The sequence below is a fragment of the Paenibacillus sp. FSL H8-0260 genome (assembly GCF_045040625.1).
Lineage (GTDB): Bacteria > Bacillota > Bacilli > Paenibacillales > Paenibacillaceae > Paenibacillus_AQ > Paenibacillus_AQ odorifer.
This window is the reverse complement of the sequence record NZ_CP150298.1, coordinates 164,492-185,562: the sequence shown is the minus strand read 5'-3', so window position 1 is coordinate 185,562 and position 21,071 is coordinate 164,492. Positions and strand designations below refer to the sequence as shown.

The following is a 21,071-nucleotide window of genomic DNA, read 5'->3' as shown; positions in this document are numbered from 1 at the left end:
AAATATTGCTCGAAGCGCAAGTCTTCCGAGAGTAGAATTCTCAAGCGCTTGTCTTCTTATACATTAATAAGGTCAGAAAAAGATATAGCGCCAGATGCCTGTCCCTAGAGCGCTTGTCCAGTATTAATATTACATTGCAATTGTGTAAAAATTGTATTATAATCATTTTTGTTGCGCCCGTGGTCCAATGGATATGACGTAGGCCTCCGAAGCCTGAGATCCAAGTTCGATTCTTGGCGGGCGCGCCATTAATTTCATTTTTGCACATAATTTAGTAGTGCCTATACTACTACTTAACCAAAGAGCCGCTTGTCGGCTCTTTTTTTTGAATATAAGTTTGACTTTCTTTGACTTTTTGTTTGAATTTGTTTATCATGTGGGTAATACGGCAAGAGTAAAAATGAATACATTTAAAGAACCAATATCAAGGAGGTTTTCCACGTGAGTTATATTCCTATGGTAGTAGAACAGAGCAACCGCGGCGAGCGCGCTTATGACATCTATTCCCGCCTGCTGAAGGACCGCATCATTTTCCTTGGAACGGAGGTTAATGACGTGGTAGCCAATTCTATCATCGCACAAATGCTGTTCTTAGCTGCCGAAGATCCTGACAAGGACATTCACCTCTACGTGAATAGCCCAGGCGGTTCCATTACTGCAGGTATGGCTATTTTTGATACAATGCAGTACATTAAACCAGACGTTTCCACCATTTGTGTGGGTATGGCAGCTTCTATGGGAGCTTTCCTGCTAAACGCTGGCGCCAAAGGCAAACGCTTCGCACTGCCTAACAGCGAGATTATGATCCACCAGCCTCTGGGTGGTGCTCAAGGTCAAGCAACGGACATTGAAATCCGTGCCCGCCGCATCCTCAAATTGCGCGATAAGCTGAACCGTATTCTAGCAGAACGTACGGGTCAACCTCTAGAACGTATTGAGAAGGATACAGATCGCGACTACTTCATGACTGCTGCAGACGCGGCTGAATACGGTATCGTAGATAAAGTAATCGAGAAGACATTGCCTAGCGGTGTGTAAGCTATAAAGTAAAAATATAAAGAGGCTGTGCTCTATCCGTTATGGTTAGAGCACAGCCTCTTTATATTTTATAGAAGACCTAAATCCAATTAAGCCAGCCCGCCATAACCTAGCGCATCCAGCTTCTCGGCAATTACGCGATAACCCCGGCCATTCGGATGCAAATGATCAATGGATAACAGCCCTCTCTCATTTCCTGCGAACTCACTGTAAATCGAAGCAAATCCACATACTCGGCTGCTGTACTGTGCTGCGTATTGATTAAACTGCCTGACCCACTCTGTCGCACCAACCACCTGAGGATAGGGGTTATATAATCCCACAATTCTAATGATAAAAGGTCTACGCGTCCTCGCCTTCAATTGTATAAGGATATTCATAATTGCAGAGAAATTTTGTTTGCATTCCTGAAGCGATCTGCGCAGTTCTGCGGATAAGTTGCCTTGCTGTCTTGCTGCTGATTTGGCCGCGTGAATCAAATCATTACCACCGATAGACACAGTGATGATATCGGCTACTCGAACGGCCTCACGCATCATGGAATTTCCGCGCAGCCGCTGCTCCAGCTCTGAAGTAGTCATTCCGTTCACGCCTAAATTCGTAGAGGCTACAGTAGTCCGCAGTCTCCCTTCTGCCATTCTACGGTACACCGGTACAAAACCGTTACCTGGCAGAGCACCAAATCCAGTCGTCAAGGAATCGCCAATTGCAGTATATTGGTAGCCCATAGCTCTCCCCCGTTCATAAACTAGTTACTCCCTTTAGCATATGAACAAGAGACAACTCTGGTAAGGGGGAGATGTCTTGTGCCGACATTAGCGGAGACGAAACATTGCCATTTATTTCATGCCAGCAAACGGGCTATTGCCATCCGGCAAAAGCTCTTTGAAACTAAAAGTATACTCAGGGAAGCCTGCAGCATACGCTGTGTACTCATATAATTGGAAGAACAGAACAACCTTGTCGTCCTTCAGATAGAAATATTTCTCCGTATTCAATCCGTTGAATCCTCCCAAATAACTATCCTCTGCCTTCAGCAGCTTGCTCAGCTTTGCATTCAGCTGTTTTTTGTAGTTTGGATTAGCTCCAAACAGGTCGCCCAACAGTAGACGTTTACCATCCTTAAGCGAGAAGGTGAAGGCTTCACGGTTAGTCATTCCATGGGCGCCGCCCGTATCACTATACTGATGCATCACTATGCTGATCACACCATTCTGATTGTAGGTCACTACATAACCTGAATCATAGGTGTATTTGGGCTCTGCTCCATCTCGATCGGAGATATCCTGTTCTGCACCCGCCGCGAATTTCATAACACTTTCCTTCAAAGTATTATTAATAGCTTGTTGCGCACTGGAGTTGCCCAATCCACTGATCTTCGGATAATCAAGCTGAATAAAAGCTTCTGCCCGATCTTTAGCATAAGTTTCCGTGGTTACCGTCAGCGCGTTCTGCGGTCTGTTCAGCACATTCAGCCTACTGGCGGCCCGACTCCAATCTACCTTATAACCCATATAATCATTTAACAATCCTGATGGAACATAGAGGCGATTATTAATTAACTTCCCTTCATACTCTCGAATGAAATAGTTGTTCACCCACACAGAAGTACCGTAGCTGGATAACATCAACTTGGCCTTGGCCGATCCTTTTCCAATCATGTACGCATTTTCCTTCTTATCATACACAAGCGGTAATCCCAACACACCTCGCATAAAAGTTAGGGGAATCCAGGCCTGTCCTTCCTTCAAAATACCTTCCTGCAACGAATTTATCCCGTTTGCCTTTAAAACGATACGCGATTCAATAGTTTTATTCTCCGTTTTACTAGCTGCTGCATAACCCGTTTCGCTGGGCAGCAGACCTCCACCAAACAATAAACCTGCTGACATCAGACCTATGCCCCATTTGCGCGCTGATTCTTTTGAAATAATATTCATCATCTTATTTTTCCTCTCCTTTCCAATTTATTAAACAGAATCGTAGAGAACTTACACAAAAAAAGAGGCGCCCCCCACTATTACTAGTGGAAGATCACCTCTCCTCTCTGCATTCACCTTGTTCTGATACTATTTCAATTCATACATTACGCTCAGCTGAGTTGTAACTTTAACTACTCCGGGTTGCACGGATGTGCTTGCACCAGCATCTGCTGCAGCCATATTCATTTTTAGATTCTGTTCAAAATAAACCGGAGTGATATCGCCATCATTTTGGCTGACCGTGATCACTTGACCCAAGCTGCGTTTAGCTGCCTTAGCAATAGCCCCTGCTTTAACATCTGCATTCGCCATCGCTTTTTCAATCACCTGAGCTTCAAATGCAGAAGTATCTTCCACAGAAAAACGTGCATTTCCGATATTATTCGCCCCTGCCGCAGATGCAGCGTCCAGCAATTCACCAACCTTGGTCAGATCTCTATAAGACACTAACAGCGTATGATTGGCGTTGTACCCCTTCACTTGCTGTCCTTCTTTTTCGCTGTAACTATAATTGGGTTGCACATAAAACTGCGTGCTTTGAATATCTTTATCTGCAATTTTCCAAGTATTCTTCAGTAAAGTCATAATCTTCTGAATTTTAGCGGCATTGGTCTTCTGCGCTTCTTGCGCAGTTGTGGCCGTAGTATCCACACCGATGGACAAGTATACGATATCCGGCTTGAGGGACAATTCGCCTTTACCTACTACACTAACGACATTTTTCTGCACTTCATCTGCGTAAGCCTTTGCAGGACCTTGGAAAACACCACTCATGCTGATCCCTCCAATTAACAAACTCCCTACGATCATCACTGAACCAATTTTCTTCAATAAACCTTTCATATTTGCCAGCCCCTTTCATTTCTTGTGATTTGTTATTATCCTCTAGACGAGTCATTTTGGTAAATGTTGCACGTTCTCCATCTATTTTTTGGTATTAAAAAAAGCCCCGAAGGGCTTTTGGTCATGCGATAAATAAAGTCTTCCTAGCAGAAACGATGTTGTCTTCCTATTATTGGTTCTCAAGCTCTTCTTTGCTGACCAGACTTGTCAAAGCGTTTACAGCTTGATCGGCATCCGCACCGTCCGCGCTAATGTAAATCTCCGTGCCGGAACTGATAGCGAGGCTCATAATCCCCATAATACTTTTAGCATTTACTTTTTTATCATCTTTTTCCACGAAAATCTCCGACGAAAACTTGTTAGCTTCTTGCACAAACAATGCTGCCGGTCGGGCATGAAGCCCTGTCTTCAACCGAACAACTACCGGGTGCTTTGTCATGAAACGCTTACCCCCTAATTGAGTTCTCCCCAAAAGTTTCACATTAATTTTATATTATTATATCATTATAACGTAAACCACACTAGAAAAAAAGTAATTAGCCGCCTCGAACCTTGTCCGCCAGCTCATCAATCTTACGAAGCCGATGATTTACTCCCGACTTACTGACTGTACCTTTGAGCATTTCACCAACCTCCTTGAGGTTGATATCTGGATGCGCCATTCGAATTTCTGCTACTTCACGCAGTTTATCCGGCAAATTCTCCAGTCCCATTTCTCGCTGCAACAGCTTGATATTTTCAATCTGCCGCACCGCAGCACTTATAGTTTTGTTGAGATTTGCGGTCTCGCAGTTCACGATCCGATTCACGGAATTACGCATATCGCGCATAATTCTTACATCCTCAAATTTGAACAGCGCCTGATGCGCTCCAATCAAACTTAAGAATTCAATAATCTTCTCGCCTTCTTTAATGTAAAGAATGAACCCTTTTTTACGTTCAATACAGCGTGCGTTTAGGTGGAATTCCCCAGCCAGATCCACTAATGCTTTACAATGTTCCTCATACATCGAGGAAATCTCCAAATGGTAGGAGGAGCCTTCCGGATTATTAACCGATCCGCCAGCCAGAAAGGCACCGCGCAAATAAGCACGCTTGCAGCAGTTATTCCCAACAATCTCATCATCAATACCATCGGTAAAAATAAATCCTTCCGACACAATTCTAAGATCCTTTAGGATCTCTTGTACACGGTTTGGGATTCTGACGATATAGACGTTATTTTTCTTCAAACGCATTTTTTTACGCACGAGTAGCTCAATATGGACCTGGTAATATTTCTTAAGTAAAGAATATACCCGCCTTGCAATCGCGGCGTTCTCCGTCGAAATGTCGAGAATAACCTTTTTGCTTGAAAGCTGCACAGATCCATTCATACGGATAAGCGCTGACATTTCCGCCTTCTCGCAGCAGGGTTCACTCTCCACCATCGTCAGCTCTTTTTTGGTAAGGGCCGCAAAAGACAAGGGTCTCACCTCTTTCTTGATAAGTACTTCGTTCTCATCTATAAGTTATACCCTAGGGTTTCTGTTTATCCAATCCTGCACAAGCTGATAAATGTGATGGCTAAGCTTATCGGTATCATGTCTCAAATAAGTTCGGAATAAAACCAGTTTATCGGCTATAACCTTGTATCCATTGCCATCCAGCGCTTCTTTATCAAGCTGCACCGGGCGCGCGCCCTTCTCGGCGTACTTCGTCTGGACCTGTTCCGGAATCTCACCGTCATTAACAATAACATAATCGAATAAATCGATCCCGATATGATCATATACAGCTTGAAGATGATCGCTGACGGTATAGTTATCCGTTTCACCCGGCTGAGTCATTACGTTGCAGACGAAAATTTTGATAGCATTCGAAGATACAACCGCTTCTGCCAGTTTCGGAACAAGCAGGTTGGGAAGAATGCTCGTATACAGACTGCCAGGACCCAGCAGGATCGCATCTGCATTCCGAATCGCCTCAAGCGCTTCGGGCAACGGTTCTACATCTGGCGGCTCCAAGGACACTCGTCTGATGATCCCGCCAGCTTCAGGGATTTTGGACTCCCCCGTGATAATCGTGCCGTCCGACATTTCTGCATGCAGGATTACAGCCTCACCGGCCGCAGGCAATACCCGGCCGCGAACAGCGAATAATCGACTGAGCTCCCGTACAGCTGTAACGAAATCGCCGGATATATCCGTGAGCGCAGCAAGAATCAAGTTGCCGAGACTATGACCAGCTAGTCCCTCACCCGTGTTGAAACGGTATCTCATAATCTCTGCCATGAGCGGCTCAACATCAGCCATAGCTGTCAATACGTTGCGGATGTCCCCAGGAGGAGGCATTTGCAGTTCACTGCGCAAAATACCTGAGCTTCCCCCATCATCGGCAACGGTAACAATAGCAGTAATATCTAATGGCTTCTCTTTTAAACCACGAAGCATAACAGATAACCCCGTGCCACCGCCCATAACGACGATACGTGGACGCTGTCTTTGTTCTTCAGCCACTATGACCCCTTCTCTCTAGTGCCGATCACGCTCGGAATCCCGATGACTAACGGTTACGGATTCCGTCTCGCTAACGCCCAGCATTTTACCCAAATACTCAGATATGGCTACGGAACGGTGTTTACCTCCCGTACAGCCAATGCCAATGATAATCTGGGACTTACCTTCCTTGCGATATTGCGGAATTAGAAAATGAAGCATATCGAGCAGTTTGGTCAGGAACACCTGTGTTTCAGGCCACTTCATTACATAATCGTAGACTTCACTGTCCTGGCCGGTTTTAGGCCGCAGATGGTCCACATAATGTGGGTTAGGCAAGAAGCGGACATCAAAGACAAGATCTGCATCAATAGGGATACCGTACTTAAATCCGAAGGATGTAATATTGACGGAAAGCGTACTTTTTCCTAGATGCGAAAACCGTGAAACGATCTTCTCCTTAAGCTGCACGGGCTTCATACTGCTGGTATCTAAACATAACGTAGCTGAATTTTTCAATTCTTCAAGCATTTTACGTTCTAGCTTGATACCATCAAGCGGCAGCCCCTTAGGTGCTAATGGATGATGACGTCGACTTTCCTTGTAACGCTGAACAAGTACTGAATCTGTAGCATCCAAAAACAAGATCTCACAGCCAATGGTTGACTCATCCTTGATATAGGCAAGAGACTCAGACAAAGCAGTGAAGAATTCTCGACCACGCAGGTCAATTACAAGGGCTACCTTGGCAATCTTACCCTTCGACTGTTCAATTAGCTCTGCGAACTTGGGAATCAGCACCGGTGGTAAATTATCGACACAGAAGAACCCTAGGTCTTCCAGACTCTGTACAGCAATTGTCTTCCCCGCACCTGACATTCCCGTAATAATAATCAGGGTGGCTCCAGCCGTTGGGGTATTGTCCAATTCGGTCATAAAAGCGTCCCCTCCCTAGATTTAGTATATGAATACTTCCCGTCTTTTAAGAACGCAGCAAAAGGCCGGCAGCCCCAACAATACCTGCGTCATTACCAAGCTCAGCTGGAATAATCGAAACACCAGTTTGAAGCGGAGCCGGTGTCAATTTCGCAAACACACGACGAACCTCATCAAATAGAATATCTCCAGCCTTAGACACACCGCCGCCAACGATAAATACTTCAGGGTTAAGCACAGCCGCAACAGAAGCCATGGATTTACCCAGATAGTACGCTGCACGATTCACTATACGGATAGCTACTTCATCGCCAGCCTTAGCCGCATCAAAGACTTCTTTCGCAGCAATCTTCTCTACCATAGAGAGGGAAGTACGATCGCCACGAGCTACTGCATCATTAGCCATGCGGATAATACCTGTGGCGGAGGAAACGGTTTCCAGACAGCCCATGTTGCCACAGCCGCATTGAATAGCTTCCAGATCCGGCACTACTGTGATATGACCAAGCTCACCAGCTAATCCCGCAAAGCCTTGATAAATCTTTCCATTAATAATAATTCCGCCACCGACACCTGTTCCAAGCGTATAGCAGACACAGTTATCAACGCCACGTCCCGCACCACTCCAAGCTTCGCCCAGTGCAGCCACATTCGCATCATTGTCTATTTTGACAGGCTTGTTCCAACGATCTTCCAAAATGGAACGGATCGGCACATCTCTAAATCCTATGTTAGGCGCAAGGATGATGATTCCTTCACGAATATTTGTGAACCCGGCTACACCCGCTCCTACACCTGCAAGCTGATCCCAAGAGTACGGGGAATCCTCCACAATTTGGCGTACATACTTCTCGATATTATCGATAACAGTATCGACACCCTCTGCAGTTCCTGTAGGTCCCTCATAAGTATGTAGCAGGGTACCTTCAGCATTACAGATTCCAACCTTAATTGCAGTTCCACCCAAATCCACGCCAACGTAGATATTCTCAGACATGTAACAAGCCACCTTTTTTTATACTAAAATAGTTAATCCTAAGTACCAACTATAATAGAAGCCCTCTCTGTGGTCAAGGAAAGACAACACACCCGGGAATTCCTTATTTTAAGAGTATACTCTATTATATTCTAAAAAGACCCCCTTACGCCTAAGTAAGAGAGTCTTGTACCTATATTATTATCTGGAAAATAACCCAACGCACCGATTTATTCTGATAAAATGCGCTTTTGGCCCTCTAATGCTCGGATTGGAGCGATATTCTGTGTGAACTCTAGCGTGCCCATATATTGGCCTGACTCGTCTCGTACAGCGAAGTAACGGATGTAGATAAACTTATCCTTGATATTGATCCAGAAGTCCTCAGCATCCTTACGGCCTGCCTTAAAGTCTTCCAAAAGCTTCTCTACCACATGAACACTTTGCGGGGGATGACAGTTCTGTACTGTACGGCCGATAACCGCTTTAGTTCGGGCAAAGATACGTTCCTTCCCGTGTGAAAAATATCGGACAACATCATTCTCATCAATGAAGGTTAGATCTACAGGAAGATGGTTGAGTACGGTCTCCAGCTGATGCAGTGACAACAACCCTGTCTCAAAACGGATAAACCCGCCTTGCGGCGTAGCTCCTTCTGTTTCTTCCAGCACTGCGCCGTCCGGCTCAGCGGCCCGCTCAGGGATCCACTCCTGCTCCGGTGCGGTTAGGCAGAACCCGATCTCATCACTCTCCCGGGCGATTTTGACCCATTCATCTTCCGTCAGTTTGTCCAGGGCCATGGGCAATAGAATATTTTCTTCCTTAAAGATCATTTCATTAACTTCCTTGATGATCTCCTCAAGCTGAATGCCTATTTCTGTTGCGTTTCCGCTATAAGTGCTGAGCGCAGCTTTTGCCTCTTTAATCATACGGCGGATATTATCATCCACTCCCCACATTACCTTGGTTGGGCCATAAATGCCGTATTTTTCGAGGTATGGGAACAGCAGATTTTCTTTTCGGCTATAGTGTTTATCAAGATCCAGCAGCAAGCTAAGATCCTCCAACAATTTGAAGATCAGTTCCTCACTATCATTCTTTTGAAACTTTGTTGCGTGCAGATCCATGCGGAAGTTAACAAGTTTTTCGATCTCACGATTCTCCAATTTGAAGGTGTGTACTGGATGGCCTGGCTGCTCCTCGGGCTGGGACGAGCGGTGAATTTGCTCAATAGAGCCTTTAAAAATGGCTGTATGCACCGAACAAAGACGTTGGACCTCGGATACCGGAATTCCTTCTTCGGTCATTAATGAATGCTCCATCGCGGAAATCTCCGCTACGGTAACATCACCCACAGCTTCGGCGAACCGCGCCTTAACCTCTTCTACACTTTTCCCTGCATGCAGCTCTTTAATAATCTCCTTAAGCATAGCCTGGCGACGAGTCTGTTCAGGCACATCAACTTCACGGTTGTTAATCAGTTCGCTCATATTAACACTCCTTTATTAAATAATCCCGAAACCATGACGTTCAAAAGTTAGCTTCACGTGCTCGAGTTCCATTTTCTTCAGCTTAATTCCTTTGGATAAGGTCATGAAACGGCCAGCGGTCTGCAGCATGCCAGGCTTGGCAATATCCTTAAAGCCCAGCTCTACCATAATCTCGATGACCTCCGGATGCCGTGATACCATCTCGAATATAGATTCATCCAAACTCAGCACTTTTTCCATCTGACTCTTCTCCTTCATGTGAGAACTATTCTCAATAAAAGATTAGCACAGGCCGTACAGGACCATTGTGATTGCAATCACTAATTCAAAAGAATGCAATTATCGTTCTTTTTAAGACGGATTATGTCTCCTGTGAACCTAAAAAAACTGCCCCCTACGCTTAAAAAGCATAAGAGACAGCCTGATTTGTCATTAATTAATGATTTATTATAGCGTTACTCCTGTTTTGAATATGGAGATCTCACGGAAATTATTCTTTTCATTATTAACCCATTCACCGCTGGCCACCGCAATAATATAGTTTATGAAGCTGCGCAGGACCTCATCTGGAGAACCATCTTCCACCAACACACCTGCATTAAAATCGATCCAATGACGTTTGCCTTCATACAATGGGGTATTGGTAGATACCTTCATCGTAGGCACGAATGTACCAAATGGTGTTCCCCGCCCGGTCGTAAAGATCACCAATTGGCAGCCAGCAGCAGCCAGTGCAGAGGAAGCCACAAGATCATTGCCAGGTGCGTTAAGGAGATTTAAGCCTTTATTAGTGATAAGCTCCCCGTACTTGAGGACATCCATAACTGTAGCGTTCCCCGATTTTTGAGTACAACCCAATGATTTATCCTCAAGCGTAGTAATTCCTCCGGCTTTATTCCCTGGAGAAGGATTTTCATATACCGGCTGTTTATAGTCCATAAAATACTGCTTAAAGTCATTAATGAGATCGACAATTTTGTTGAAAATAGTTTCGTCCGCAGCACGTTCCATTAGAATTTTTTCGGCACCAAACATTTCAGGCACTTCTGTCAGTACAGTGGTCCCGCCTTGAGCAGCCATATAATCAGACAGACGTCCAAGGAGCGGATTCGCAGTAATACCGGATAACCCGTCGGAGCCTCCACATTTCAGACCGATCTTCAGCTCGGAGAGTGATACCTCTTCCCGTTGATCACCTTGTACATTATTGTAGATTTCCTTCAGCAGCTTCACGCCTTCTTCAATCTCATTCCCAACCTCCTGGGAGACAAGGAAACGCACACGATCCACATCATAGCTGCCCAGCATGTCTTTAAAAATATGCAAATTGTTATTCTCACAGCCCAATCCGAGCACAAGCACGCCGCCCGCATTCGGGTGTTTAACCGCGTTAGCCAGAATCGTACGTGTATTGTCATGATCATCGCCCAGCTGGGAGCAACCGTAGTTATGCTTAAGCACGAGCACGTTATCGAAAGGTGCGATATCTCCAACCTCTGCTTTGAAAATATTGATGATCTGCTCCGCCACTCCATTCACACAACCAACAGTAGGGACGATCCACAGCTCATTGCGGATACCTACAGATCCATCAAAGCGGCGATACCCCTTAAAGGTCAAATTCTCCGCTGCAAAAGGATTCGGCGTCAGCTTCTGCTCAAAGGTATATTCCTCTACCCCTGTTAGGTTTGTCTTAGTGTTATGGGTATGCACCCACTGCCCCGGCGCGATAGACGCTATAGCATGACCAATGGGGTAACCATATTTCAATACGTTTTCACCTTCGCTAATGCTGGATAGTGCAATTTTATGGCCTCTAGCGATATCTTCAGTAATTTTAATCTCTTTTGAACCAATCACAATGGTGTCGCCTGCTTTATAGTCTTTAAGTGCAACAGCGACATTATCAGCCTCATTAATCTGCAATACTTCTTTCATCGTCTTGATCATATATTTGTCACCTCCAGGGTATTAGTTGTGTGCCGGTCTCTTCACGAACGCTTTTAAGGCTTGCTTCATGCCATTTTTCTCAATCGCAATCAGTCCTTCTGTCACCTTGTCAGTAAGTCCAGCCACTTCATTCAGATCACAGCCCCAGCGATTGGTTGCGGCAAGTACTTCGACGGCCAGTGCGCGCAGCCCGGTGTCTGTGCCATCCCATCCTCCCCATAAGGAGGCGAACCATTCCAAAATATCCGTATCATCAGCCAGTTGAATGTTTTCTTCCCCTCTGCGTCCTCTATAGAAGGCAATTAATGCGCTCAATGAGAAGACAAGCTTTTCAGGCAATTGTCCTTTGGCCTCTACATATTGCAGTAAAGAAGGCAGATCTCTTGTCTTAAACTTCGATATAGAATTAAGGGAAATGCTCATCAAGTAATGCTGCACATAAGGGTTCAGGAATCTTTCTAATACCGCGTCTGCAAAAGAATTCAATTCCTCTGCCGGCAGATCCAGCGTTGGAATAATCTCATCATAGATTAAGGACTTCACGTACGCTCCAACCTCTTCGTGCTCAATGGCCTCAGCAACCGTATCAATACCGTACAAATACGCTACGGGTGTCATAGCTGTATGAGCTCCGTTTAAAATCCTCACTTTACGAGTCCGATAAGGGGCCATATCATCCACCACCAGCACATTAAGACCTGCTAGTTCAGCCGGGAACTCCTTTTTAATCCACTGTGGCCCTTCAATCACCCAAAGATGGAATTGCTCGCCGACAACGACCAGCTTATCCTCATAACCCAGCTCTTCTGTAATCTCGGCAATGCTGTCTCTTGGATAACCGGGAACAATGCGGTCCACCAGACTGCAGCAGAAGGTATTAGCTTCATTCAACCAGTTCACAAAACCTTCTCCAAGATTCCACAGCTCAGCATATTTCAAAATAACCTTTTTGAGCTCATCACCATTCCGGTCAATCAGCTCGCATGGAATGATGATAAAACCTTTAGAAGCCTCCCCATTAAAAGTTTGATAACGTTTGTACAATAAGGCCGTCAGCTTGCCTGGGAAACTACTCTGCGGCGTATCGGTTAACTTGTCGCCAGCTTCAAAAGCAATTCCCGCTTCAGTAGTATTAGACACGATAAAGCGCAGCTCAGGGTTCTCAGCCAGCTTCATATACTCCTCATGCTGTGAATAGGGATTAAGCGTCCGCGTAATACAATTAATTACCTCGTGTTCTTTTACAGCCGCTCCGTCTTTAATGCCTTGCAGATAAAGGGTATACAGCCCATCCTGATCATTCAGCATTTCTGCCAGTCCGTTAGCCAATGGCTGTACAACAACCACTCCACCATTGAAATCCGTTTTTTGATTCATGGTATGAATCTGCCAATCTACAAAGGCGCGCATGAAATTGCCTTCGCCAAATTGTAGAACCTTCTCAGGATACTGCTTGTAAGCTGTCCAATTATCACTATTTAATCTTTTCATATTAACGCCTCCTAATAGTAAATGCACACGATAAACTTATTAAATAAACTATATAAAATCATATTTATATTACTAATTAATTAAATATATGCACACGTGAAAATTTTAAATAGCAACCCTTTACGAAGGTAAAGGATTAGGCTGCTATGCGCAGCCTCTACTTCTGCAACTTCCTGACTGATTCTCTGGCAATAAGCTCTGTCTCGATCGAGATTCGCCCGTCTTTTTCTGAGGGTTCCTTGACCAAGCTTAACAGCTGGCGAGCGCCTTGCTCACTAATCTTCTCAATAGGACGTTTGACCGTGGTGAGTGAAGGATTGGCAAAAAGTGAAAACCCAATGTCGTCAAAACCAACAACAGAGATATCATTTGGCACCTGCAGCCCTCGCTCAAACACGCCTTTCATAGCCCCGATCGCCATATCATCATTGGAGCAAAACACAGCAGTCGGTGGCTTCTCGAGATCCAGCAGCTTGCCCATCGCCTCATATCCACTTTGCATATCATAACTACCGCTTATCATGTAGTCATTACGAACAGGGATATTATGGTCAATCAAAGCTTTTATAAAGCCATCTCTGCGTTCCTGTGTGGATTTAAAGCCCTCGACACCTTCAATAATTGCAATGTCTTGATGCCCGTTTTCGATCAGGTATTTGCCTGCATTATAAGCACCTTCCCGGTCGTTCGAGATGATGTTGATAATGGAACGGTCATCAATTTGCCGGTTCAGCACAACGATTGGAATGCCTTGCTGGACAACATGGTAAATGAATTTATTATCTGCTTCACTCTGGCTCATTAGAATAATTCCATCAAAACGTTTGCGATGAATAGAGGAGTAATCCGCATAATCGTCGATCCCACGGATGAACAGATTGTACTCTACATCTATGACCCTATTTACACCACGAATCGTATCAGAGAAGAAACCAGAAGTTGTGCCGTTGGCAATACTCGTGAAGAACAGACCAATGGTATAGGATCGCTGCATCACAAGGCTTTTGGCATTGTAATTAGGGACGTAACCCACTTGCGCAGCGATCTCGGCAATTTTTTTACGTGTGACCTCTTTAATTAGTGGACTATTGTTAAGTGCTCTCGATACAGTTGTATGCGATACATTCGCCAATTTGGCGATATCCTTGATTGTAGGTGCCATGGGTCAACCTTCCTTATTAAACGGGTTTGGCTCTTCCATGTAAGGATATCATAACGATTACCTAGTCACCAATGCCTGTTTCGAGAAATTAAAATAATGATCAGCGTTATTGTAACAGATGTTCTCAATCATACTGCCCATTAACTCCATATCATCCGGGGCTTCTCCAGCTTCAACCCAAGAGCCTACTAGATCACACAAGATTCTTCTAAAGTACTCATGTCTGGTATACGATAAAAAACTTCTGGAGTCTGTTAACATCCCAACAAATTGGCTAAGTACGCCTAGATTAGCAAGTGTCTTCATCTGTTCCAGCATGCCGTCTTTATTATCGTTGTACCACCATGCGGTTCCGAATTGAATCTTCCCTGGAATACCGCCGCCCTGGAAGCTGCCCATTAGACTGGCAATAACATGATTATCATTAGGGTTCAATGAGTACAAAATGGTCTTAGGCAACGCATTCTCACGATCCAGCGCATCGAGCAGACCCGCCAAAGGCTTAGCAATCACGCCGTCATTGATAGAATCATAACCCGTGTCAGGTCCGAGACGTCCGAACATTACGCTGTTGTTATTCCGTAGCGCATGAATATGGAATTGCATCGCCCAATCCAGCTCGTTATACAATTTGCCGAGGAATACTAGCGTGAATCCTTTATATTTCTTTTCTTCACTCTCACTTACAGTGCCTTCATAAAGTGCTTTAGCGAATATAGCTGTAGCTTCCTCCAAGGTAGTAGGCTCAAACATTACCGCATCCAAAGCATGGTCAGATACACGGCCGGCTCTGGCGTGGAAGAATCTCACTCTGCTCTCCAATGCTGCAAGAAACTGTCCGTAATTCTTAACAGCCATTCCCGAAACTTCGCTTAGCTGAGCTACCCAAGGCTGGAAGGTAGGACGGTTGATTTCAAGCGCTTTGTCTGGTCTGAATCCCGGCACAACGCTAGCATTGAACCCACTCAGATTACTGATTTTCTCATGATATTCCAGATTATCTACAGGATCATCGGTAGTACAAACCGTAGTTACCTTCGATTTAATGATCAAATCTCTTGCTCCGTATCCTTCACCCTGTAACTGTCTATTCACTTCATCCCAGATTTTTGGTGCGTTAGCTTCATTCAGCAACTCATATACACCGAAGAAACGTTGCAGCTCCAGATGCGTCCAATGGTATAGCGGATTCCCGATAATCATCGGAACCGTTCTAGCCCAGGCTAAAAATTTATCATAATCACTGGCATCGCCAGTAATAAATTTCTCTTCTATACCGTTAGCGCGCATCACTCTCCATTTATAATGGTCGCCATACAGCCAAGCTTCGGTGATATTGTTGAACGTTTTGTTCTCATAAATTTCTTTTGGACTGAGGTGGCAATGATAATCGATAATGGGCATGTCTTTCGCATGATGATGAAACAGCTTAATTGCGGTCTCGCTCGACAATAAGAAGTTCTCATCCATGAATTTTTTACTCATGAGGTTTGCTGCTCTCCTTTAAGTTCGAATGGGAGTTACACAAAGTTTAACGTGAACATTTATTCAATCGGTCGATTTCTTAATAAATATTTTAAACTTAAAATTATTGCTTATAATAGGGTTTGTGTAAATTGTTCACGTTAACATTATATCTTCATTGTAAACGTATTTTTAAAATGCGCAAGTCTTTTTATAAAGACATTGTTACAGTTATTTTAACTTCCGAGCGGTAATAAATAAACAACATATTTAATATCTGGACACGGCCCCGCCAATATTGAAAAAAGCAGGCAACCCTTTAGAAAAAGGATAACCTGCTTATATGTCATCGACTACGATTTCTCGCAAAATTAACTATCCAGTGTTTCGCTCCAGTCATGCACCATCGTGCCCTCTAGGTACTTCTCAGCATCCATTGCTGCCATACAGCCAGATCCCGCTGCGGAAATTGCCTGACGATAACGGGTATCCTGCACGTCGCCACAAGCGAATACGCCCGGGATGTTCGTTTCTGTCGTTCCAGGGTTGACCACAATGTAGCCGTTGGTATCGGTCGTAATTTGCCCCCCTAAAAATCCGGTGTTCGGCGTGTGCCCAATCGCGACAAACACTCCGTCCGCTTCGATGAGTTCATCAATTCCCGTCTCATTGTTGCGAACCGTCAGTCCCTTAACGCCAGACTCGTCGGTTGTAACCTCAAGCGGTGTACGGTTAAGAGCCCACGATACCTTACTGTTATCCCGTGCGCGAGCCTGCATAATCTTCGAAGCCCTAAGCTCATCACGACGGTGAACCAATGTTACATTAGAAGCGAACCGGGTTAAAAAGCTGGCTTCCTCCATCGCTGAATCTCCACCACCGACGACAATAATCTTTTTGCCACGGAAAAAGAATCCGTCACAAGTAGCACAAGTGCTGACCCCACGGCCCACATTCTCCTGCTCCCCGGGGATTCCTAAATATCTGGCAGATGCGCCGGTTGAGATGATCACTGACTCCGCCTCTAATACTCCCAATCCATCTACAGTCACTTTAAATGGACGCTGTGAAAAATCAACTGAATCCACCCAACCATTCTTAAATTCAGCCCCAAAACGTTCAGCCTGCTTGCGCATGTTGTCCATTAAATCCGGGCCTAGAATTCCTTCAGGAAAGCCTGGGAAGTTCTCGACTTCTGTCGTCGTTGTCAGTTGTCCACCTGGTTGCATACCTTCAATCACAAGTGGGTTTAGGTTAGCACGTGCCAAATAAATTGCAGCAGTAAGCCCGGCTGGGCCTGTTCCGATTACAATCGTTTTGTACATAACAGTGGCCTCCTCACAATAGGGTTTATTTAGAAGAAACGGGCCCTTTTTTGGCGAGCATAGACGCCTTCGATGTCCCTATAAGGAACATTAGCGTTACGCAAGACATATAAAAAGGGCTCCGTTTCTACGAAATACTACATGATCGATTTAGATATTCTCGGTAAATGGCGGAAGGCTGTCGCTCACACTTCCCTCGAAACTACATTCCTCATCTATGCGCCGAGCATAACGACTGACCATAGAAACGGAAACATTGTAACGCTGGGCTACTTCACGGTAGGTGACCGGCAGGTTATGCGTTTTAGCGATTAGATATTCTAAGGCAGCACACCAGCCATTCGCATGACGGATAAACGGAACATCCGGATAAAGGCTGCTCAGAAATTGCTTCCACAGTAATTCAGCATCTTTTTTGTGGATTGCATCATATCTTCGATCCATCATACTAAGGGTCTGGTCGATAACTTTCTGCCAATCCTCTCTCCATTCCGGCAGTCCCTTCAGACGCGGGGAAGAGGTTTCTTTGACTTCCTGAAGCACATTCTCTTCAGGAACACTTCCAATCAGCCGCTGCAGACTAAGAAGTGCCGCTTCTTGCAGCTTTTCTTCCTGCAAGGGCTGCTGCTTTAGAAGTCCTTGCAGAATTTCGGACATCTCTTCATCTTCGATCCACCGCAGAGCTTCTGTAACCTGAAGCTTCGTATTGGCATCCCCGTAGCGGAGCGCCCAGAAGAAGGAAGAGCGAAGCAGCGGATTGTTCCGTACCTCTTCGGTAAAGCTGCCCTTGTTGTCCTTCCACAGCTTCAGCTGCTCCTGAAAAGGAAGCTGATAGTTGTAGCTGACCAGCGACAGCGTTTTACCTTCCCCCTGCGCCTGCTGCAGCTGAGCAAGAAAAAATCTCGGCACAGCCGATTCCGGATCGAGCTTAGCCGCCTTCTGCCAGCAGCGCTGGGCTTCTGTATACAGGCCACTATTGCTGGCAGCTGCCGCACAGTAATGATAGAGACTGGCGTCGCCACCGACCTCTTCATCCTTCAACAGACGTCTAAAATGGCCATAGGCGGTTCTATGGCGTCCCAGAATCCCCATGGTGGTGGCCATTTTGAACAGATGCTCCTGATGAAACGGAATGGTGGTCTCCAGAAGGTGTAACAATCCATCCAGTTGCCCGCGGTCACCTTCATACTGAAGGAAGATCGCTAAGTTACAGAGTGCATGCAAATTCCCGGAATCCAGCTCCAGCACCCGCATAATACATTCCTTAGCTTTGGTAAAACGACCCATGTAAAAATACGCTAGGGCTAGGTTGTTATGTGCCGCCAGGAAGTCAGGCGTATTGCTCACAATCTCTTCAAGCAAAGTGACGGCTTGTGTAAACTTGCCCTCCTCCAACAGTGCTCGGGCTCGCTCATGCTCTATTACACCTTCCCGGCTTCTAATCCGGATAAGTGGAGCAGGACGGTCCAGCTCATATTGCAGCAGCTCCATCAATTCTTCCGATTCGGCCAGAAATTCACCGTTCACATCTTCTTCGAGATAAGTGACGAGTGAGCGTTCTGCCTCCTCATAGCTTTCCATATTGGCGAAGTTGTTAGCCATATAGAAATAACATTCCGTCATTGCCGGATCAATATTCTCCAGTACATGGGTTAAAATGTCGTTGGACGCTTCATAATTACCCATTTCTGATAATACGCCAGCCACGTTGCAATGATTGACCGGATTCTCCGGCTCGTACTCTACAGCTTTGCGAAAATTCTTTAATGCCTTATCATATTGAAAGCGATCCAAGGACCGAACGGCTCTTTCAAAGAAAAAATTGGCATTCAGAGTTACAGGAATCACATTATCATTCCCCAGTTCATACTCTGAAGTTCTCTCAATCATGGAAGCAAGGCACCTCCCTTATAAGAAGCTTCCTTATACTAACGAAAAATAGGAGGGCGGCGCCCTATGGGGTATGCCGGAGCTCCATCCTTAATCGCTATTCCGTTCCCTTATTGGGCGCGGGTATCTCCACACAGTATACCACATGTGACAGCGAGAATCTCAAGTTGAGAAAGACTCTACCACTCTGCTTACAACATCTTTTTTGACAAAAAATAAAAAAGACGGGGAATTAAATTCCCGCATCTCTAAATAGCTTATCGATTGAACCACCCTCAAGGATGATGTGCGTAGCCTGGGCAAGCATCGGTGCAACAGACAATACCGTAAACCGACTTGAATGGTCATCAGGCAGTGCAATAGAATCTGTCGTAACCACTTCCTGAATAGAAGGATGGTCAAGCCGCTGTAGCGCGGGCCCTGAGAATAATCCGTGCGTCGCGCAGACAATACTGTCCTTCGCACCTCTCTCCTTCAGACCTTCTACCACATTCACAATGGTCGTCCCAGTATCGATCAGATCCTCAATAATGATAGGTGTCCGTCCCTCGACATCACCAATGACATGAGTGATTACCGATTCATTATGGGCTGGGCGCTTCTTGATCATAATGGCAAAAGGTGAATCCAGCTTATTCGCCAGCTTCTCAGCCATAGACGCACGCCCTGCATCCGGGGAAACAATGACCAGATCAGACATTGCCTTGGCTTTCAAATGGCTGCTGATCAAATCGAGTGCAGTCAGATGATCGACCGGAATGTTGAAAAAGCCTTGAATCGCCGCTGCGTGCAAATCGATGGTGATTACGCGGGTTGCTCCAGCGGTCGTGAGCACATCAGCCACCATCTTAGCCGAGATCGGTTCACGAGGTGCGGACTTCCGCTCCTGCCGAGCATATCCATAATACGGCACAATAATGTTCACTGTACGAGCTGAAGCCCGTTTGGCAGCATCTATCATCACCAGCAGCTCCACGAACATCTCATTAATGGGATGCGAAAGGGATTGCACCAAAAATACGTCGCAGTTCCGGATGCTTTCTTCGTAATGCACGTAAATCTCGCCGCTCATGAAGCGGGTCAGCTTTATCTGCCCCAATTCAACACCAAGTCGCTCCGCAATATCAGCCGCTAACTTTGGATTCGACGAACCGGAAAAAATACGTAATTGTTGATGATGCATAATACCCTCCTGCGGATTATAAATTATTATAGTTTGAACTGAACAGTGGTACGGCGGCGTCCCTCAAATACAGCCAGCTCACGAAAACCAGTCTGCCAAAGCATACTACGCGCCTCTTGCAGCCCGTCCCCCAGCTTGGCAGGATCATGTGCATCGGAGCCTAATGTCAGCGGTATGCCGAGCTTTAGGGCCTCCTGTAGCAGATGCTCGGCCGGGAACATCTCAGCGCAAGGCTTCGTAAGTCCGGATGCATTCAGCTCCATGGCGATTCCGCTATCCGCTATAACCTTTAAGGTCTCTAGCTCCAGCGCCCTTACCTCAGCCGTGCCCTCCGGTGTTTGTGGGCCATAACCGAACCGTTTAATAACATCCATATGTCCTATAATATCATATAATCCCGATAACGCCGACTTCTTTACCGCATCGTAATAAAGACGATATACCTCTAGCGCATCTTTGCCTTCCCAACCATGAACCTGGCGGTGATCCGTAATATCCCACTCCCCAAGAAAATGTACAGAACCTATAAGATAATCCCATGGATACGGCGACAAAATCTCGCGGATTTGCTCTTCATAACCTTCGATATAATCGGCTTCCAGCCCCACCCGCAGATCTATGACTCCACGGTAACGCTCCTTTAAGGTTAGACATTCCTCCACATAACGAGGCAGTTCAGCCATTGGCATAGCCATTTCAGGATAATAGCTGGCGGGATCTACGTGGATGAGCGGCAAGTGGTCGGATAATCCCAGCTGCTGAAGTCCAAGCTCTATCCCGCGCTGTACATACTCCTCAAGCTTACCCACGGCATGGCCACAGCGTTCATGATGCGTGTGGTAATCAATGTGCATCACTCAGTCC

19 protein-coding genes and 1 tRNA gene are annotated in these 21,071 nt (G+C 45.6%); 2 read left to right on the top strand and 18 right to left on the bottom strand.

The window, feature by feature from the left end; translation table 11 throughout:
* Positions 1-173: 173 nt before the first annotated feature.
* Positions 174-248 (top strand) — tRNA-Arg (locus tag MHI51_RS00910).
* Between the two features lie 193 nt (positions 249-441).
* On the top strand, positions 442-1,038 hold the full coding sequence (gene clpP, locus MHI51_RS00905; RefSeq protein WP_036687113.1) for an ATP-dependent Clp endopeptidase proteolytic subunit ClpP: 597 nt from the start codon (positions 442-444) through the stop codon (positions 1,036-1,038).
* Positions 1,039-1,127: 89 nt separating this feature from the next.
* Here the strand turns inward: clpP and MHI51_RS00900 are convergent, their stop codons facing one another.
* The 18 genes from MHI51_RS00900 to hisJ form a co-directional block, all read right to left on the bottom strand.
* Positions 1,128-1,766 (bottom strand): GDSL-type esterase/lipase family protein, encoded by a 639-nt coding sequence (locus MHI51_RS00900; protein WP_076186860.1) that lies wholly within the window; start codon positions 1,764-1,766, stop codon positions 1,128-1,130.
* Positions 1,767-1,877: 111 nt separating this feature from the next.
* Positions 1,878-2,981: a PdaC/SigV domain-containing protein gene (locus MHI51_RS00895; protein WP_405173488.1), complete on the bottom strand. Its 1,104-nt coding sequence runs from the start codon at positions 2,979-2,981 to the stop codon at positions 1,878-1,880.
* A gap of 126 nt (positions 2,982-3,107) precedes the next feature.
* Positions 3,108-3,863, bottom strand: a complete 756-nt coding sequence (locus MHI51_RS00890) for an SIMPL domain-containing protein (RefSeq protein WP_076126857.1) — start codon at positions 3,861-3,863, stop codon at positions 3,108-3,110.
* 169 nt (positions 3,864-4,032) lie between these two features.
* Entirely contained in the window at positions 4,033-4,302 is a 270-nt protein-coding gene (locus tag MHI51_RS00885; RefSeq protein WP_036687106.1) for an HPr family phosphocarrier protein, read from the bottom strand.
* A 97-nt stretch (positions 4,303-4,399) separates the two neighbouring features.
* A complete protein-coding gene (whiA, locus tag MHI51_RS00880) occupies positions 4,400-5,329 on the bottom strand; it encodes a DNA-binding protein WhiA (RefSeq protein ID WP_036687104.1) in 930 nt (309 codons plus the stop codon).
* Between the two features lie 45 nt (positions 5,330-5,374).
* Positions 5,375-6,322, bottom strand: a complete 948-nt coding sequence (yvcK, locus tag MHI51_RS00875) for a YvcK family protein (RefSeq protein ID WP_169744815.1) — start codon at positions 6,320-6,322, stop codon at positions 5,375-5,377.
* Between the two features lie 54 nt (positions 6,323-6,376).
* Entirely contained in the window at positions 6,377-7,276 is a 900-nt protein-coding gene (gene rapZ, locus MHI51_RS00870) for an RNase adapter RapZ (protein WP_076126855.1), read from the bottom strand.
* Positions 7,277-7,322: 46 nt separating this feature from the next.
* Positions 7,323-8,273, bottom strand: coding sequence for an ROK family glucokinase (locus tag MHI51_RS00865; RefSeq protein WP_036687097.1), 951 nt, complete (start codon positions 8,271-8,273; stop codon positions 7,323-7,325).
* 209 nt (positions 8,274-8,482) lie between these two features.
* The gene (locus MHI51_RS00860; RefSeq protein ID WP_076308723.1) at positions 8,483-9,742 is read right to left on the bottom strand and encodes a DUF438 domain-containing protein; all 1,260 of its coding nucleotides are present in this window, start codon (positions 9,740-9,742) and stop codon (positions 8,483-8,485) included.
* Between the two features lie 15 nt (positions 9,743-9,757).
* A complete protein-coding gene (locus tag MHI51_RS00855) occupies positions 9,758-9,982 on the bottom strand; it encodes a DUF1858 domain-containing protein (RefSeq protein ID WP_076219201.1) in 225 nt (74 codons plus the stop codon).
* A gap of 207 nt (positions 9,983-10,189) precedes the next feature.
* Positions 10,190-11,680 carry an altronate dehydratase family protein gene (locus tag MHI51_RS00850; RefSeq protein ID WP_342410881.1) on the bottom strand — a complete coding sequence of 497 codons (1,491 nt, stop codon included), beginning with the start codon at positions 11,678-11,680 and terminating at the stop codon, positions 10,190-10,192.
* A gap of 33 nt (positions 11,681-11,713) precedes the next feature.
* Entirely contained in the window at positions 11,714-13,183 is a 1,470-nt protein-coding gene (locus tag MHI51_RS00845; protein WP_076219202.1) for a tagaturonate reductase, read from the bottom strand.
* A 157-nt stretch (positions 13,184-13,340) separates the two neighbouring features.
* Positions 13,341-14,345: a LacI family DNA-binding transcriptional regulator gene (locus tag MHI51_RS00840; protein WP_076126848.1), complete on the bottom strand. Its 1,005-nt coding sequence runs from the start codon at positions 14,343-14,345 to the stop codon at positions 13,341-13,343.
* Positions 14,346-14,402: 57 nt separating this feature from the next.
* Positions 14,403-15,830 (bottom strand): glucuronate isomerase, encoded by a 1,428-nt coding sequence (gene uxaC, locus MHI51_RS00835; protein ID WP_341000903.1) that lies wholly within the window; start codon positions 15,828-15,830, stop codon positions 14,403-14,405.
* A 350-nt stretch (positions 15,831-16,180) separates the two neighbouring features.
* Positions 16,181-17,134 carry a thioredoxin-disulfide reductase gene (trxB, locus tag MHI51_RS00830; RefSeq protein WP_036687084.1) on the bottom strand — a complete coding sequence of 318 codons (954 nt, stop codon included), beginning with the start codon at positions 17,132-17,134 and terminating at the stop codon, positions 16,181-16,183.
* A gap of 150 nt (positions 17,135-17,284) precedes the next feature.
* Positions 17,285-19,024, bottom strand: a complete 1,740-nt coding sequence (locus MHI51_RS00825; protein ID WP_076277720.1) for a tetratricopeptide repeat protein — start codon at positions 19,022-19,024, stop codon at positions 17,285-17,287.
* 232 nt (positions 19,025-19,256) lie between these two features.
* Positions 19,257-20,207 carry a ribose-phosphate pyrophosphokinase gene (locus MHI51_RS00820; protein WP_036687083.1) on the bottom strand — a complete coding sequence of 317 codons (951 nt, stop codon included), beginning with the start codon at positions 20,205-20,207 and terminating at the stop codon, positions 19,257-19,259.
* A 26-nt stretch (positions 20,208-20,233) separates the two neighbouring features.
* Complete coding sequence (gene hisJ, locus MHI51_RS00815; protein WP_340394808.1) at positions 20,234-21,061, bottom strand: histidinol-phosphatase HisJ; 828 nt, start codon at positions 21,059-21,061, stop codon at positions 20,234-20,236.
* Between the last annotated feature and the right edge of the window lie 10 nt (positions 21,062-21,071).

Coding starts and splice junctions, on each gene's coding strand:
- MHI51_RS00900 (WP_076186860.1), bottom strand. CDS start 1,766: ATGGGCTACCAATATACTGCAATTGGCGATTCCTTGACGACTGGATTT.
- MHI51_RS00895 (WP_405173488.1), bottom strand. CDS start 2,981: ATGATGAATATTATTTCAAAAGAATCAGCGCGCAAATGGGGCATAGGT.
- MHI51_RS00890 (WP_076126857.1), bottom strand. CDS start 3,863: ATGAAAGGTTTATTGAAGAAAATTGGTTCAGTGATGATCGTAGGGAGT.
- MHI51_RS00885 (WP_036687106.1), bottom strand. CDS start 4,302: ATGACAAAGCACCCGGTAGTTGTTCGGTTGAAGACAGGGCTTCATGCC.
- yvcK (WP_169744815.1), bottom strand. CDS start 6,322: ATGGGCGGTGGCACGGGGTTATCTGTTATGCTTCGTGGTTTAAAAGAG.
- rapZ (WP_076126855.1), bottom strand. CDS start 7,276: ATGACCGAATTGGACAATACCCCAACGGCTGGAGCCACCCTGATTATT.
- MHI51_RS00865 (WP_036687097.1), bottom strand. CDS start 8,273: ATGTCTGAGAATATCTACGTTGGCGTGGATTTGGGTGGAACTGCAATT.
- MHI51_RS00860 (WP_076308723.1), bottom strand. CDS start 9,742: ATGAGCGAACTGATTAACAACCGTGAAGTTGATGTGCCTGAACAGACT.
- MHI51_RS00855 (WP_076219201.1), bottom strand. CDS start 9,982: ATGGAAAAAGTGCTGAGTTTGGATGAATCTATATTCGAGATGGTATCA.
- MHI51_RS00850 (WP_342410881.1), bottom strand. CDS start 11,680: ATGAAAGAAGTATTGCAGATTAATGAGGCTGATAATGTCGCTGTTGCA.
- MHI51_RS00845 (WP_076219202.1), bottom strand. CDS start 13,183: ATGAAAAGATTAAATAGTGATAATTGGACAGCTTACAAGCAGTATCCT.
- MHI51_RS00840 (WP_076126848.1), bottom strand. CDS start 14,345: ATGGCACCTACAATCAAGGATATCGCCAAATTGGCGAATGTATCGCAT.
- uxaC (WP_341000903.1), bottom strand. CDS start 15,830: ATGAGTAAAAAATTCATGGATGAGAACTTCTTATTGTCGAGCGAGACC.
- trxB (WP_036687084.1), bottom strand. CDS start 17,134: ATGTACAAAACGATTGTAATCGGAACAGGCCCAGCCGGGCTTACTGCT.
- MHI51_RS00825 (WP_076277720.1), bottom strand. CDS start 19,024: ATGATTGAGAGAACTTCAGAGTATGAACTGGGGAATGATAATGTGATT.
- MHI51_RS00820 (WP_036687083.1), bottom strand. CDS start 20,207: ATGCATCATCAACAATTACGTATTTTTTCCGGTTCGTCGAATCCAAAG.
- hisJ (WP_340394808.1), bottom strand. CDS start 21,061: ATGCACATTGATTACCACACGCATCATGAACGCTGTGGCCATGCCGTG.